This window comes from Vibrio metschnikovii CIP 69.14, from assembly GCF_000176155.1.
GTDB classification, from domain to species: Bacteria; Pseudomonadota; Gammaproteobacteria; order Enterobacterales; family Vibrionaceae; genus Vibrio; species Vibrio metschnikovii.
In genome coordinates, this window is the sequence record NZ_ACZO01000006.1 from 1,736,618 (window position 1) to 1,752,624 (window position 16,007).

At 44.3% G+C, this 16,007-nt stretch carries 12 protein-coding genes; 2 read left to right on the top strand and 10 right to left on the bottom strand.

What is annotated here, in order from left to right; all coding sequences use genetic code 11:
- Window positions 1–56: 56 nt before the first annotated feature.
- Together glmS and VIB_RS11200 are read right to left on the bottom strand one after the other, a co-directional pair.
- Window positions 57–1,889, bottom strand: coding sequence for a glutamine--fructose-6-phosphate transaminase (isomerizing) (gene glmS, locus VIB_RS11195; protein WP_004396035.1), 1,833 nt, complete (start codon window positions 1,887–1,889; stop codon window positions 57–59).
- 83 nt (window positions 1,890–1,972) lie between these two features.
- Window positions 1,973–2,734: a DeoR/GlpR family DNA-binding transcription regulator gene (locus VIB_RS11200; protein ID WP_040904702.1), complete on the bottom strand. Its 762-nt coding sequence runs from the start codon at window positions 2,732–2,734 to the stop codon at window positions 1,973–1,975.
- A 429-nt stretch (window positions 2,735–3,163) separates the two neighbouring features.
- On the opposite strand from VIB_RS11200, the gene pykF reads away from it, so the two are divergent.
- Window positions 3,164–4,576, top strand: a complete 1,413-nt coding sequence (gene pykF, locus VIB_RS11205; protein ID WP_004396037.1) for a pyruvate kinase PykF — start codon at window positions 3,164–3,166, stop codon at window positions 4,574–4,576.
- 106 nt (window positions 4,577–4,682) lie between these two features.
- Here the strand turns inward: pykF and VIB_RS11210 are convergent, their stop codons facing one another.
- The 3 genes from VIB_RS11210 to VIB_RS11220 form a co-directional block, all read right to left on the bottom strand.
- Window positions 4,683–6,524: a sensor domain-containing diguanylate cyclase gene (locus tag VIB_RS11210; protein ID WP_004396038.1), complete on the bottom strand. Its 1,842-nt coding sequence runs from the start codon at window positions 6,522–6,524 to the stop codon at window positions 4,683–4,685.
- A gap of 127 nt (window positions 6,525–6,651) precedes the next feature.
- The gene (locus VIB_RS11215; RefSeq protein WP_004396039.1) at window positions 6,652–7,350 is read right to left on the bottom strand and encodes an oxidative stress defense protein; all 699 of its coding nucleotides are present in this window, start codon (window positions 7,348–7,350) and stop codon (window positions 6,652–6,654) included.
- A 140-nt stretch (window positions 7,351–7,490) separates the two neighbouring features.
- Window positions 7,491–8,387 (bottom strand): LysR family transcriptional regulator ArgP, encoded by an 897-nt coding sequence (locus VIB_RS11220; protein WP_004396040.1) that lies wholly within the window; start codon window positions 8,385–8,387, stop codon window positions 7,491–7,493.
- A 123-nt stretch (window positions 8,388–8,510) separates the two neighbouring features.
- On the opposite strand from VIB_RS11220, the gene VIB_RS11225 reads away from it, so the two are divergent.
- Entirely contained in the window at window positions 8,511–9,140 is a 630-nt protein-coding gene (locus VIB_RS11225) for a LysE/ArgO family amino acid transporter (protein WP_040904703.1), read from the top strand.
- Between the two features lie 77 nt (window positions 9,141–9,217).
- Here VIB_RS11225 and mscS read toward each other — a convergent pair whose 3' ends face one another.
- From mscS to VIB_RS11250, 5 genes are all read right to left on the bottom strand, one after another.
- On the bottom strand, window positions 9,218–10,081 hold the full coding sequence (gene mscS / locus VIB_RS11230) for a small-conductance mechanosensitive channel MscS (RefSeq protein ID WP_004396042.1): 864 nt from the start codon (window positions 10,079–10,081) through the stop codon (window positions 9,218–9,220).
- A gap of 213 nt (window positions 10,082–10,294) precedes the next feature.
- Entirely contained in the window at window positions 10,295–11,371 is a 1,077-nt protein-coding gene (gene fbaA, locus VIB_RS11235; RefSeq protein WP_004396043.1) for a class II fructose-bisphosphate aldolase, read from the bottom strand.
- Window positions 11,372–11,523: 152 nt separating this feature from the next.
- Window positions 11,524–12,687: a phosphoglycerate kinase gene (locus VIB_RS11240; RefSeq protein ID WP_040904704.1), complete on the bottom strand. Its 1,164-nt coding sequence runs from the start codon at window positions 12,685–12,687 to the stop codon at window positions 11,524–11,526.
- A gap of 147 nt (window positions 12,688–12,834) precedes the next feature.
- Window positions 12,835–13,860, bottom strand: a complete 1,026-nt coding sequence (epd, locus tag VIB_RS11245; protein ID WP_004396045.1) for an erythrose-4-phosphate dehydrogenase — start codon at window positions 13,858–13,860, stop codon at window positions 12,835–12,837.
- A gap of 126 nt (window positions 13,861–13,986) precedes the next feature.
- Complete coding sequence (locus VIB_RS11250) at window positions 13,987–15,942, bottom strand: TonB-dependent receptor domain-containing protein (protein ID WP_004396046.1); 1,956 nt, start codon at window positions 15,940–15,942, stop codon at window positions 13,987–13,989.
- Window positions 15,943–16,007 lie beyond the last annotated feature (65 nt).

A 16,007-nucleotide genomic window follows, 5' to 3' on the forward strand; every position in this document is an offset into this window, starting at 1 on the left:
TGTAAGTATGATAATTTTTTGTATATCTACATCAGCTCAGCATCATCGAAGCATGATTATTCCACCGTCACCGCTTTGGCGAGGTTACGTGGCTGATCAACATCTGTCCCTTTGATCAAGGCGACGTGATAAGACAATAACTGCATCGGAATCGTGTAATAGATCGGCGCAGTAATGGTACTAACAGGCGGCATAGTAATGATTTTCATCGTCGCATCTTCAGCAAAACCAGCGTCTTGATCGGCAAAGACATACAACAAACCACCACGCGCTCGCACTTCTTCGATGTTTGATTTGAGCTTTTCAAGTAAATCATTACTTGGAGCCACAACAACGACTGGCATATCAGCATCAATCAGCGCGAGTGGCCCATGTTTTAACTCACCCGCCGCATAAGCTTCTGCGTGAATGTAAGAGATTTCTTTGAGTTTTAATGACGCTTCAACGGCAATAGGGTAAAACTCACCACGGCCTAAAAATAGCGTGTGGTGTTTATCGGCAAACTCTTCGGCAATCGCTTCAATCTGTTTTTCACAGCCAAGGGCTTGCTCTATTTGTCTTGGTAGAGCATGGAGAGCTTGGACAATCTCCGTCTCTAGTACACGATCTATCACTTGCTTTTGTTTGCCCAATGCTGTGACTAACATTAATAGAGCGGCGAGCTGAGTGGTAAAGGCTTTGGTTGATGCAACACCAATTTCCGTTCCGGCACGAGTCATAAAGGCAAAATCAGACTCGCGCACTAAAGATGAACCCGCGACGTTACAAATCGTCATCGCCGCCATGTAACCTTTCTCTTTCGCTAGACGCAGTGCTGCCAGTGTATCGGCGGTTTCGCCTGATTGAGATAAGGTGATTAATAGGCTATTGGGGCGAGTAACAAATTTACGGTAGCGAAATTCAGAGGCAATTTCCACATCGCAGCTCACGCCGGATAAAGCTTCAAACCAGTAACGAGCCGTCATACCTGCGTTGTACGACGTACCACAGGCGACAATTTGGATATGCTCAACTTGCGCTAAAATTTCCGCGGCATTGACACCAATACTCTCGGTGATCACGCTATCGTGAGTGATGCGCCCTTCCATGGTATTGATCAACGCTGTGGGTTGCTCGAAAATTTCTTTTTGCATAAAGTGGCGAAACTTACCTTTATCACCAGCATCGTGTTCAGCGTTCGACTCAATCACTTCACGCATTACCTGCTCGCCATTGGCAGCAAAAATATTCACCTCACGGCGCGTCACTTCAGCAACATCGCCCTCTTCAAGGAACATAAAACGGCGAGTCACATTGAGTAACGCCAATTGATCAGAAGCTAAGAAGTTTTCACCCACACCTAAACCAATCACAATTGGGCTGCCTGAACGAGCCACGACAACTCGGCTAGGATCGGTACAATCGAGCACGACGGTACCGTACGCGCCTTCCAGCTGTTTAACTGTTTTTTGTACCGCTTCAAGCAAAGTGCTTGCAGAGCGACGCTCCCACTCAACCAAATGAGCAATAACTTCGGTATCGGTTTGTGATTCAAAGACATAGCCACGGTCTTGTAATACGGTTCGCAGTGATGCGTGGTTTTCAATAATGCCATTATGGACCACGGTAATCGTGCCCGAGAGATGTGGATGAGCATTAATTTCTGACGGTTCACCATGAGTCGCCCAGCGAGTATGAGCAATACCTGTACCGCCAATGACTTTTTGCTGCTCGACCGCATCCGCTAATTCTTGCACTTTTCCTAAGCGACGTACGCGAGTAAGCGTATTCTCACTATCCACCACCGCAACGCCGGCAGAATCATAGCCTCGATATTCCAAACGACGTAAACCTTCGACTAAAATTTCCGCCACATCACGCTGCGCAACTGCGCCAACAATTCCACACATTTTCACACTCCATTTATTTCGATCTTTTTTCCACCAGTAGATCGCCCGTTAACAGCCATATACTGATGAGTAGATAATCATGCTTACGCTCGAATCACTCGCACACGATGCGATTCAATTTGTTTGAGATAGGCGTCGCTGAGATCGCTGTCCGTCACTAAGACATCAATACAATCCCAAGCCAGCTCTAAGTTGGGGATTTTTCGGCCAATCTTTTCTGATTCAATCATCACGATCACTTCACGTGACACTTCTGCCATGACTTTACTTAACCCGGTTAACTCATTGAACGTGGTCGTGCCGCGTTCAAGATCAACACCATCAGCGCCGATAAATAACTGATCAAAGTCGTAAGAACGCAAGACAGACTCCGCCACTTGACCCTGGAAAGATTCAGAATGAGTATCCCAAGTGCCACCGGTCATCAGTAGTGTCGGCTCACTTTCTAGCTCATTGAGGGCATTGGCGACATGCAATGAATTGGTCATAACCACCAAACCACGTTTATCGTTCAACTGCTGGATCAGTGCTGCCGTGGTACTGCCACTATCAATAACAATTCGATTATGATCTCTGATCAGCTTAGCGGCTTGTTTGGCTAGTGCTACCTTTCGAACCGAAACTTTTTCATTCAATTCATCTGCCATCACTTCTTTTGGCAAAGCGATCGCTCCACCATAACGCCTAAGTAATAGACCATTGGTTTCTAATGAGGCAAGATCCTTTCTAATCGTGACTTCTGAGGTAGAAAACTGCTGAGAAAGTGCTTCGACACTTACCTCGCCTTGTTGATTGACTAAACTGGCGATCGCGTGTCTTCGTAGCTGGGTATTTCGTTTCGACATGAGGTTTGATTTTTTAAGTTTCGATTCGAAATCAATTATAATCACTTCGAAACATTTCAGTCTATTTATTTCGATACAAAAAATTAATAATTAGCGCTAAAACCTTGTTCTAAGACAAGTCTTAAATCGTGATATTGGCAGCATTAGATGATAGAATTCGCATCCGAAAAGAAAAAAAATTACAGAACTTGACGTAAATTTTTAACCACAATGGCTATTTGTAGACGTTGTGGCTTTGTTTGTGAAATTTCACCTCAGATAAGCAGTCATAAAATGACTAAATCTGTTGAAAGACTTTCAGCTTTAGAGTGAAACAGACTCGTGAAACCTAAGAGGCAAACGGAGACGCTTGCCATTACCGAGAACACTTTAAGGCTAAGCATTACCCTTTAAATTCATCTTAAATTTATTTACCGGAGAGCACTTTCCATGAAAAAGACCAAAATCGTTTGTACGATTGGCCCTAAAACTGAATCTGTAGAAAAACTGACTGAGCTAGTCAATGCGGGCATGAACGTCATGCGTCTTAACTTCTCTCACGGTGACTTCGTTGAGCACGGTACACGTATCGCGAACTTCCGCAAGGTAATGGAAAACACCGGTAAGCAACTCGCGATTCTATTGGATACTAAAGGTCCTGAAATTCGCACCATCAAACTAGAAAATGGTGATGATGTTGATCTCGTTGCTGGTCAAGAGTTCACGTTTACTACTGATACCTCAGTTGTCGGTAACAAAGACATCGTTGCTGTGACTTATGCAGGTTTTGCTAAAGATCTTGCCGCAGGCAACACTATTTTAGTCGATGATGGCCTAATCGAAATGAAAGTGATTGCCACCACTGAGACTGAAGTAAAATGTAAAGTCCTTAATAACGGCGCACTGGGTGAGAACAAAGGCGTTAACCTACCTAACGTTTCAGTTAACCTACCCGCTCTGTCTGAAAAAGATAAAGCAGACCTTAAATTTGGTTGTGAGCAAGGCGTTGATTTCGTTGCGGCTTCTTTCATTCGTAAAGCAGATGACGTACGTGAAATTCGCGAATTACTGACTGCCAACGGCGGCGCAGATATCCAAATTATCTCTAAAATTGAAAACCAAGAAGGCGTGGATAACTTCGACGAAATTCTTGAGCTTTCTGACGGTATCATGGTTGCTCGTGGCGACCTAGGTGTTGAGATCCCTGCTGAAGAAGTTATCTTTGCACAGAAGATGATGATCGAAAAATGTAACCGCGCACGTAAAGTGGTTATCACCGCAACGCAAATGCTTGATTCAATGATCAAGAACCCACGTCCAACGCGCGCAGAAGCTGGCGACGTAGCCAACGCGGTAATGGATGGTACAGATGCAGTGATGCTTTCTGGCGAAACAGCAAAAGGTAAATACCCTGTTGAAGCGGTCACTATCATGGCGCAAATCTGTGCTCGCACTGACCGCGTTCTACAAGCGGAGTTGGGTTCTCGTCTAGACAGCCCACGCCTACGCATTACTGAAGCCGTTTGTAAAGGTGCGGTAGATACTGCTGAGAAATTGGCGGCTCCACTTATCGTGGTCGCAACTGAAGCGGGTAAATCAGCTCGTTCAGTGCGTAAGTACTTCCCAACTGCGAACATCATTGCGGTAACAACCAACAAGAAAACGGCCGCTCAACTCGTTCTGACTAAAGGTGTAACACCTGTTGTTGTTGATGCGATTGAAAGCACCGATGATTTCTACCGTCTAGGTAAAGAGATTGCTTTAGAATCGGGTTTAGGTAAGAAAGGCGACATCGCCGTGATGGTTTCAGGTGCATTGGTTGCATCAGGTACAACCAATACCGCTTCTGTTCACGTTCTATAATCGTTGCTCGATACCGAGAAAGTGATCAACTAAACGCAAAACGGGGCTGAAAAGCCCCGTTTTTTTATCTCGCTAATACCGACGCCAAGATTATCTTAACCGATGATTAGCTCTCTTGACTTAAAAAAGTCGACACCTGATTGCGCCCCGACTTTTTCGATTCATACAGAGCGATATCGGCACACTTATAGGAACGTGTTGCATCAAGGGTTAAGTCCGTAATGCCAGCACTGACGGTCACGGATAAATGCGGTTCGGCTTCCACCGCCCCTCTTAATCGCTCAATAATCTGCTGCGCTTGCTCAATGCGGGTCGAGGGCATAATAACAGCGAACTCTTCACCACCAATTCGTGCGATAAAGTCATAACGGCGAAGGTGTTGAGTCAGTAAACGAGCCACGTCAATGATCACACGATCGCCCTGATCGTGACCTTGTTCATCATTAACACGCTTAAAGAAATCAATATCTAATAACACCAAACAGACGGGATAAGCATTGCCCTCAGCTTGAATACGCTCCACCTGATGAGTAAGCTCTAATTCAAACTTACGTCGATTCCATAACTGAGTCAGGCTATCTTTCTCACTTAATTCACGCAACTTATTCTCTAATTGCTTACGTTCGGTAATATCAACTATCGACGTAATATAATAACTCACTCGCCCTGACTCTATAATTCCTTGAATACGCATCAACGTAGTCAACATATCACCTTGCGCAGTGGCGAACTCGACTTCCCCTTGCCAATAATGCTCGCTGGTAATTCGCTCTAAGACACTTAATATAAATGGCATGCCGTTATGATAAAGCAAGGTTTTCAGTCCGTTACGGCCGATCGCCCACGCTTTTGGTAACCCCGTCATACGTTCGAACTCATTATTAACCATCATGATTTGATGGTGTTTATCGGCAATCATTACTGCTGTCATACCATTTAGTGCTGCGCGTGCAAGCTTACTTTCTATATCGCGTCGATGGTAATGCAACACCATCGATAAGGTCGGCAAAGTAAAAAGCATCACCATGAGCAATACAAATAACCCTTCTTTGACTAGGTCATTTAAATCACGTTCGGCGCGCTGTGCTAATTCTTCCGGAGTTAAATGGACAATCAAATACATCGATTGATCATCGGTTAATGAAATAGATGCAAAGGCAATTAAATGCCCCTGTTCAAGCTGATACCCCGTATTTTCGGTCTGCATACGTTGCCACGTCAGCGGAAAACGGTGTGCGAGATTATCTTCCAGTATAAAAGGCTTCATTAACGCATGTTGTGATAACTTATGGCTCAAGACAACCCCTTGGTCGGTGACGATTTCGGGTTGTAAATCACGTTGTAAGCTATAACTGACTCGATCTGCTAAACGCCAAAGATTAATATCCATCATGATATAGCCGTAACGCAGTCCAAATACCTTAACGGGCGTGATGAGCTGCATCGATGGTATCGGATGGTGATCATTCCATCCCCAAATACCAATTTGCTCGTCACTGAGCTGCTCAGCAAGTGCAAGTCGTGCACTACTGAGTTGATTGTCCGGTGCATGGCTGATCACTTTGCTCGACTCTGTAGCCGAGTACATCACCCCGACATTGGCTTGGCCTTCATTATCAAAAAAGACGATTGAGTTATACCATTTTTGGTAATGAGCAACGGACGCAAACGCTTCTTCGAGTAAGCGCTGATTGTTCGGCTCAGGCGAGAAGGCGTAATCGCAGGTCGTCTGACTATGACTGAGTAGATGAATGATAGAAAAAAGTTGATCTTGGATATTGGCGTACTCTCTCACACCATAAGAGAGTTGATGGAGCGCTTGCTGAGCGGCGTGATTAATATGATTTTGTTTCACTTTTTGATGGCGCTGAGCGTAATAGAAAACGATGATTGAGGTGGTCAAAGCGCAGGCAATGAGAAGAAAAGTAATCGCTCTAGAAAATCTCATAGCCCTAATTATATACACTCAGTCGTCTCAGAATGCGCATTATAACAGCATTTTCTTATTGCTGAACAAAAAACTAGCGCATAGCACTAAAGCGCCCCCACGCAACGGAGTGCGCTTTAAGTCAAATTTAATGGGTCAATTTATAAATCACATCGACTCGATCACGGATAACAATCGTTGAATCTTGATAGCTCTGACTCACTTCTGCGCTATCGGCCATGCTGACTGAACGCATCATCACCGGCTGAGGGGTGATTGAACTGTATTCAATACGCCATACAGGCCCCAACTTGCTTTGAAAACCAGCCGCTAATGAATGGGCTTTTTGTTTGGCATCTTCAATCGCTGCCATTCTCGCTTGCTGTTGGTATTTGGCTTGTTCACTGACTTTTAATTGAACGTTATCGACCTGATTAATACCCAAAGCCAACGCTAAGTCTAAGTACTGATTCAAAGCACTGAGTTTTTCCACATCAACGGTGACACTTCTCTGTGCTCGATAGCCAACTAACTCAGGCTGTCCAGACTTTGGATAATGATATTGAGGAGTGAGATACAAATTTGAACTGGAGATATCTTCACTTTTCACACCGGACTGCTTGAGGCTATCGACAAAATCCGCAACCACTTTATCCACCGTGGCTTTCGCTTGCTCAGCATTCATCGTAGTTTCAACCACCTTCACGGAAAACTGCGCTCTGTCTGGTTGAGCAATGACTTCACCATAACCAGAAGTCACGATATGAGGAAAGTTCATTTGCTGAGCTTGCGCACTCACCGCCGTAAGACTGCATAAGACTATAAGCCATTGACGTAGCGATTTCATATTACTCATCCTTTATGTTGGAAAATGTTGTGATAGATAAATCACGTTAACTCGTTATATCATCATAAACCAATATAGAGTGATTCACTTGGCATTGCTGATAAACTGACACCGTTTTAACTTATTGAACCCACTCAAACTTACTGTGGTAAGTGCGTCCTAGCATAGTCAACGATCCCTGTTGATAGCTGAGCTAAAATCCCCGTTTCTAATAGCCAATGATGCCAATAGATCACATTGGTTACGGTTTGCCCAGGCGTCACCTCAACCAACTCACCTTGTGCCAACTCCTCTGCAATTTGTAAACGTGGAATTAAACAATAAGCCAATCCTGCTTTTGCAAGGGCAACGAAAGCCTCAGAGCTACCGACTTTATGATTGATCCGCATCTCACTCTGCACCGCAAAGTGCTGTTTTAAAAATTGTTTATGTTGGCTATCTTGCATATCAAATGATACCGATGGGGCATGGAGCAGAGTGTGCGCATTAACACCATTCGAAAAATAGCGCGTCATAAAGCTGGGGCTGGCGACACATACGTAATCCATTTTGCCCAAGTATTCCGCTCGACAACCCGGTAACGGTTGATCATCTAAACTGATCGCTCCCACCACTTCGCCATTCTTCATTTTTTCTATCGAACGGGATTCATCAAGAATAGAGAATTGAAAAGCGACGTTTTCTTTACTCATGATCGGCCGTAAAGCAGGAATAACCCAACTGGCTAAACTGTCAGCATTGGTAGCAATTGATAAGGTGACCGGACGTGCTGAGGTATCGTTTAATAACTCTGGCATGGTTTCTTGCTCCAGCAGGAGAACCCGCCGATACAACCCAAGCAATTTCTTGCCTATCAGAGTCGGCTTCGGGGGAGCGCTACGCACCAGTGCTGGCTGCGCGATGAATTTCTCCAGCTGTTTGATACGCTGCGAAACGGCAGATTGAGAAATACACAACTTTTCAGCCGCACGCTCAAAGCCTCCATATTGTAAAACCGCATCCAGAGCTTCTATCCATTTGTAATCTAAGCCACGCACTCTTGTATCCCTCCACAGCAAAAATAAGCCAAGCTTATTTGATATTAAAATTATTAATTATACTAATCAAATAACTCTGGGTATCTTGCGCTCATTATTTTCTATCACACAAATGAGACAACAGTGAATTTCTGGATCTTACTACAAGGTTTTGGCCTTGGAGCAACGATGATCATTCCGATCGGTGCTCAAAACGCTTACGTGTTAAATCAAGGCATTAAGCGTCATCACCACCTAACTACAGCAACCATCTGTAGCATATTAGATGTTATCTTTATCTCCTTGGGAATATTTGGCGGCGGCGCATTGCTGTCACAAAATGAAAGTTTATTGATTGCGGTTACTTTAGGTGGGATCGCCTTTTTAACTGGCTACGGCTTATTGGCATTAAAAACGGCTTTTAAACCGTCACAACAACAAGAGTCTTCCTCTGAGATCACGGCGCGAGGTAAACGAACAGTGATTCTTGGTGCATTAGCGGTCACCGTGCTTAACCCGCATTTATACTTAGATACCGTGGTGATTTTAGGATCGATTGGTGGTCAATTTGAAGGTCATGATCGGCTTTCATTTGCCTTAGGAACGATGATCGCTTCCTTTGTATGGTTTTATTCATTATCGATAGGCGCAGCCAAATTAGGGCCAACCTTATCCAAACCCGCCGTCAAAAAAGGCATCGATATAGTGATCGCGGCAATGATGTTTACCATTGCTTTTCTATTGGCGAATAACCTTCAGCAGTATTGGAACTAAAATAACAACGGAGGCCAACACCTCCGTTTTTATTTTCTACTGTTCATCTATTTACTCAGCTCAACCAATAACGTCCGTTAGCTGATTTTATTCAAATGAACATCCATTTGTGGGAATGGAATTTCAATACCATTTTCATCGAGCGCTTCTTTAATTTTATGCGTCAACTCCCAATAAACAGGCCAGTAATCTGCACTCTCCACCCAAGGGCGAACAATAAAATTAATCGATGAATCACCGAGTTGATGTACTTCAACTCTCACCGCAGGATCTTTTAACACCCGAGGATCGCGCTCAACCACATCACGCAGTACCTGCTTAGTTTTATTCAGATCCGATTTATAAGATACGCCTATCAGTAAATCAACACGACGTGTGGCGTGGCGTGAATAATTGACAATTGCGCCATTCACTACCGTAGAGTTAGGTAATACCACCATTTTGTTATCGGGTGTTTTTAAAATCGTCTGGAAAATATGAATCGAATCAACCGATCCCGCGGTTCCAGCCACTTCGATATAGTCACCCGATTTAAACGGACGGAAAGCAACGATTAAAACGCCAGCGGCAAAGTTGGATAAAGAGCCTTGCAGCGCTAAACCTACCGCTAAACCCGCAGCACCAATAATTGCCACGACGGAAGCAGTTTGGACTCCGATACGACTTAACGCGGCGACCAATACAATAATAAATAGCGTATAACGTACGATGCCTTGGATAAAATCAACAACCGCCTTATCCATCTCTTTTTTCATCAACACGTTTGCTAAGCTACCCGCAATCGTTTTGACAATGATGTTACCAATAAACAAAATCAAAATAGCGGAAATAATATTCACACCGTATTGAATAAATAAATCTGAGTTATTGGTTAACCAACTATTGACCTGATGTAAGCTTTCAACGCCAGGAACTTCTATTCCCACTGACTCATTCGCCATATTGTATATCCTCTACAATCAATGATATCGATATTGTTTTTTTGATGTATACAAAGGAGTGACAACTGCCCTATGTAATATCCCACGCAAAGTATACTTATTTAAATCTCAGCAAACATAAGATTATTCTTTAAACTAGCAGATCTATTTCCTAATCACTAGCCATAAAAAAGCCGCCCTAACAAGGACGGCTAATGACTAACTAGACACTAATTACAGTACGTTAACAGCGTTAAGGTCTGCAAAAGCTTTCTCTAGACGAGCCACCATTGAGGTTTGGCCTGCACGTAGCCATACGCGTGGATCGTAGTATTTTTTGTTTGGTGCAGCTTCACCAGTTGGGTTACCGATTTGACCTTGTAGGTAATCGTGGTTTTCCGCTTCATATTTACGGATACCATCCCATGTTGCCCACTGAGTATCAGTATCGATGTTCATTTTGATAACACCGTAGCTGATTGACTCTTTGATTTCCGCTTCAGAAGAACCAGAACCACCGTGGAAAACAAAGTTTAGAGAGTTAGCTGGAAGGCCAAATTTCTCAGAAACGTACGCTTGAGAATCACGTAGAATGGTTGGAGTCAATACCACGTTACCCGCTTGATAAACACCGTGTACGTTACCGAAAGAAGCAGCGATAGTGAAACGATGGCTGACTGCGCTTAGTTTTTCATAAGCGTAAGCCACGTCTTCTGGAGAAGTATACAGCTCAGATGAATCCATATGAGAGTTATCAACGCCGTCTTCTTCACCGCCAGTACAACCCAGTTCGATTTCGATGGTCATACCCATTTTCGCCATACGCTCTAGGTATTTCGCGCACGTTTCGACGTTTTCTTCTAAAGACTCTTCAGAAAGATCTAGCATGTGAGAAGAGAACAGAGGCTTACCTGTTTGAGCAAAGAACTCTTCGCCAGCATCAAGTAGACCATCGATCCAAGGCAGCAATTTCTTCGCAGCGTGGTCAGTGTGTAGAATCACTGGCACACCGTAAGTTTCAGCAACAGCGTGAACGTATTTTGCACCAGCTACTGCACCAAGGATTTGAGCACCTTGGCCTTCAAGTTTAACGCCTTTACCAGCAAAGAAAGCAGCGCCACCGTTAGAGAATTGCACCACGACTGGCGCTTTCACTTTGGCTGCAGCTTCTAGTACCGCGTTGATAGAGTCAGTATTGACAACGTTAACAGCAGGTAGAGCAAAGTTATGCTCTTTCGCTACTGCAAATACTTTCTGTACGTCATCACCAGAAATCACACCAGGTTTTACGAAATCGAAGATCTTAGACATGGATTTGATCCTATTTTTTCTGTCGTTTAAAAATAAAACAGTTAAGTTTACATTCTTGCAAACGTTTGCTCACAACTGGCGCTATTCTAGCAGAATAAATACCCTCGTGCAGCAAACAAGAAAGCGGGAGTTGCCCCCCGCTCTCATCGTCATTATGCTTTCGCGCGTGCTTCTAGCATTTCTACTGCTGGTAGAACTTTACCTTCAACAAATTCAAGGAAAGCACCGCCACCGGTTGAAATATAAGATACGTCAGCTTTGATACCAAACTTATCGATCGCTGCTAGTGTGTCACCGCCACCCGCTACTGAGAAACCTGCCGATTTGGCGATCGCTTCAGAGATACCTTTGGTACCGGCTTCGAAATTTTTGAATTCAAATACACCGACTGGGCCATTCCACAAAATCGTTTTTGCGTTAGCGATGATTTCAGCCAATGCTGCGGTTGAATCTGGGCCTAGGTCGAAAATCATATCGTCATCTTGCACTTCAGAAACGTGCTTGATTTCCGCTGCGGCGTTTTCATCAAACGCTTTCGCACAAGCAACATCAGTCGCAAGAGGAATAGAGCACTCTTTCATTAACTTTTTCGCTGTATCAAGCAAGTCGGCTTCATAAAGAGACTTACCGACATTGTGACCCGCAGCGGCAATAAAAGTATTCGCGATACCACCGCCAACAACCAGTTGGTCAGCAATTTTAGAAAGGGATTCGAGTACGGTGAGTTTTGTTGATACTTTTGAACCACCAACGATAGCCACTAATGGACGCTCTGGGTTATCCATCGCTTTACCCAATGCTTCAAGTTCTGCCGCCAATAGTGGGCCAGCACAAGCGATCGGAGCGAACATACCAACGCCATGAGTCGACGCTTGAGCACGGTGAGCCGTACCAAACGCATCCATCACAAACACGTCACATAACGCTGCGTATTTTTTCGATAATTCTTCTTCGTTTTTCTTCTCGCCTTTGTTAAAGCGAACGTTTTCAAGAACGACCAATTCGCCAGCGTTCAATTCCAAACCATCAAGGTAATCTTTAGCCAGTTTAACTTCGCAATCTAACGCGTCTTTTAAGTAGTTAACGACGGGTAATAGAGAGAACTCTTCCGTGTATTCGCCTTCCGTTGGACGACCGAGGTGAGAAGTCACCATTACTTTAGCGCCAGCCGCTATGCAGTGCTGAATGGTTGGTAAAGACGCAAGAATACGTGCATCCGAAGTCACTTTGCCATCTTTCACTGGTACGTTTAGGTCAGCACGGATAAATACGCGTTTACCTGCTAGATCCAGGTCGGTCATCTTGATTACAGACATGGTTTGTCCTCTCAAATATTAATAAATAAAGTTTTTGGAAACCCGGCAACCTTGCCGAGCTTAGTTATTCTTCAAACTGGTTATTGATATGGAGACCGTCACGATGTATTTCAAGTTCAATACTCAGCCATCCCCATCATCCTGCTCCTACTCGGATGCTTGCATTGCGAGCGCCGTATCCAGCATGCGGTTCGCAAAGCCCCATTCGTTATCGCACCAAACCAACATTTTAACCAGTTGCCCGTTACTGACTCGGGTTTGTGAACCATCCACAATCGCACTGTGTGGATCATGGTTAAAATCGATGGATACCAATGGAGCTTCAGTATAGTCAACAATGCCATCTAATGTACACCGAGATGCGTGTATGATGGTTTGATTTACGTCATTAACTTTCACATTTGTATTTAATGTGACACTTAAATCCATCGCTGTGACGTTAACTGTTGGCACGCGCACTGAAATTGCCTCAAATTTGTTAGAAAATTTCGGAAAAATTCTTTCAATACCTTTATGCAATTTAGTATCAACGGGAATGATCGATTGGCTGGCTGAGCGTGTACGACGCAGATCGGTATGGTAAGCATCAATCACGGGCTGATCATTCATCGCTGAATGAATGGTGGTGATGGTACCAGAGTCAATACCAAAGGCTTCATCCAAGACTTTTATGATCGGTACAATGCAGTTGGTGGTACAAGAGCCATTGGAAACCACGCGGTGCTCAGCAGTCAGCGTTTGATGGTTAACACCATAAATGATGGTGTTATCGAGATCATGACTCCCGGGATGGGAAAAGAGCACTTTCTTAGCACCCGCGGTAATATGGGCTAGACCATCGGCTTTTGAGCCATAGACTCCGGTACAATCGAGAACAATATCAACCGCAAGATCGCGCCAAGGCAGTAGTTTGATTTCGCTAAGATGAAGAATCCGAATCGAATCATAGACACCCGCCTCATGATGCACATAGATATGTTCTTGATCATTGGTAATTTTTTTACCAAATCGGCCATGACTCGTATCGTATTGCAGAAGGTGAGCCATCGCATCGGGTAATGCCAGTTCATTGACTGCCACTACTTTGATTTGCTGATTTTTTCCACTCTCATATATCGCTCGCAAGACATTGCGCCCGATACGCCCAAACCCATTGATCGCGACTTTAAGCATCATTCCATCGTCTTAATTGTTTTCGAGAGGAGGATAGTAACTGATAGCCTTTAAGAGCAACACCCCCACTCATCCATCGACGATAAAAAAAGGCTCACTAAATAAAGTGAGCCCGGTATAACGCTTTTAGAAACTGATATCCGCCCCTATCCAGTAGCTGCGTCCATCCAGCACTTTGCCATGTTTATCTTGTGAAATATCGGTATCAGTGAGGTTATAGATACCAAACAGTAAACGTGTCTCTTTGTTGACTTGATAATTACCACCAATATCTAAGGTTTGGTAAGCATCGTATTTATCTCCAACAGCCCCGCCTCGCACAATCGCATATTCACTGCCTTTGTATTTGGCATGTGTCCAAAACGTTAGCTGCTCACTGGCATCCCAATCTAAATTGATCGATGCTTGATGGCGTGGAGTTCGACTTAATGGATCGCCACGATTCGCCCCACTGCGCTGCTCTGAGTCCGTAAAGGTATAGTTGGCCGATAGAGCGAGTTGTTCCATGACTGGTATTTTAAAACTGGTTTCTATCCCTTGAATCCGTGCTTTATCGACATTTTCTCGTTGCTGAATAAAATCATGCTGACTGCCTGAAGGTGAAACACATCCTCCACCGTTGCTGGCATCATCACATAGAGTGGTAATCAACACTTTATCTTTAAAGTCGGTATTAAATAAGCTGAGTGATGCCTGAAACCCTGTTGGTAGCTGATAGAAGATCGCAATTTCTTGGTTCAACGTTTTTTCAGGTTTGAGATCAGGGTTGCCTAAAATCACCCCATTACGACGCCCACCACCCGTCACTTGTCCCCAATCGCTAGAGACTTCACGCAACCCTGGAGCACTGAAGCCATTAGTCACGCCACCTTTTACCGTCCAGTGATCACTTAATTGCCAAACAGCATAGGCACGGGGGGTAATTTCATTGCCATAATGCTGATCGCGATTAAAACGTGCTCCAAGTGTTAAGGCAAAGTCTTGTGTCATTTGCCACTCATCTTCAATGAAAAAGGCACCGCGCCAACGTTCTAATGAATTTACGCTAGGATTGTATTTGTTACCGGCATCATCCAACGATTCGTTAAAGTATTGTCCACCAACAGTCACGAAATGATCGTCAAACGCACGTTGTAAACTGGCGTCAACCACTTGGTTAGTGATCGTCATTTGACGGCTTTCATTGTCTGTTTTTTCGTGACTATAGCTCAATTGGCTGGTTGCAAACTCCCAACGTCCTTCATGAGAAAGGGCATAATACGAACGTTCATAATCCCCTTGTGATGGACGTTCGGCACTTTTTTTAGAACTGTCCCGCTGTTGACGACTTTGATTAATATCGATGCGAATATCTTGCGTGTCGGTCGGGGTGAAATCAAAACGGACATTGGCACTGTTCATCTCTTGTTCTGGGTAATAACCGATTTTATCATCTTCAGCACGCCGAGAAACGGAACCAGAAAGCTGAACCCCAAGTAAACCATCAATCAGAGGACCAGCAATGGTCGCACTGGCTTGCTGGCTATCACCGGCATAACCACGATCGCGCAGTTGGCTTTCTAGACGGAGTGAACCATTCCAAGTATCAGACACTTTTTTAGTGATAATATTAATGACCCCTCCCATCGCATCAGAACCATACAACGAAGACATTGGGCCACGTACGACCTCGATTCTTTCTATCATATTGAGTGGCGGGATCCAGCCTTGCTCGATTCCTGGTCCATCGCTGTTAGGGCGTGTCTGACGGCTACCTTGTCTTTTTCCATCGACTAAAATCAGCGTATATTTAGCATCTAAGCCACGAATACTAATGTCTTGACTGGCGCCGCCACCAGAAATATAAATGCCTTGTACCGAGCGCAACGCATCGGTTAAATCTCTGAATGAACCCTTGGCCATCTCTTCAGCACTGATCACCGTGATACTGGCCGGCGCATTTCTCACTACTTGCTCAAAACCTGACGCGGTCACGACCAGTGTTTCGTCAACTTGACGCTCTTGCTGAGCACTCACTGGTACCGATGCAAATAGACCAAACGCTACGGCAAAAGCCACTCGGGTTGGATTTAATCTAGACATTCACCACTCCATAAATGATAATGATTATTAATTTCGAAGTGGAATTATTCACAATTTGAATCATT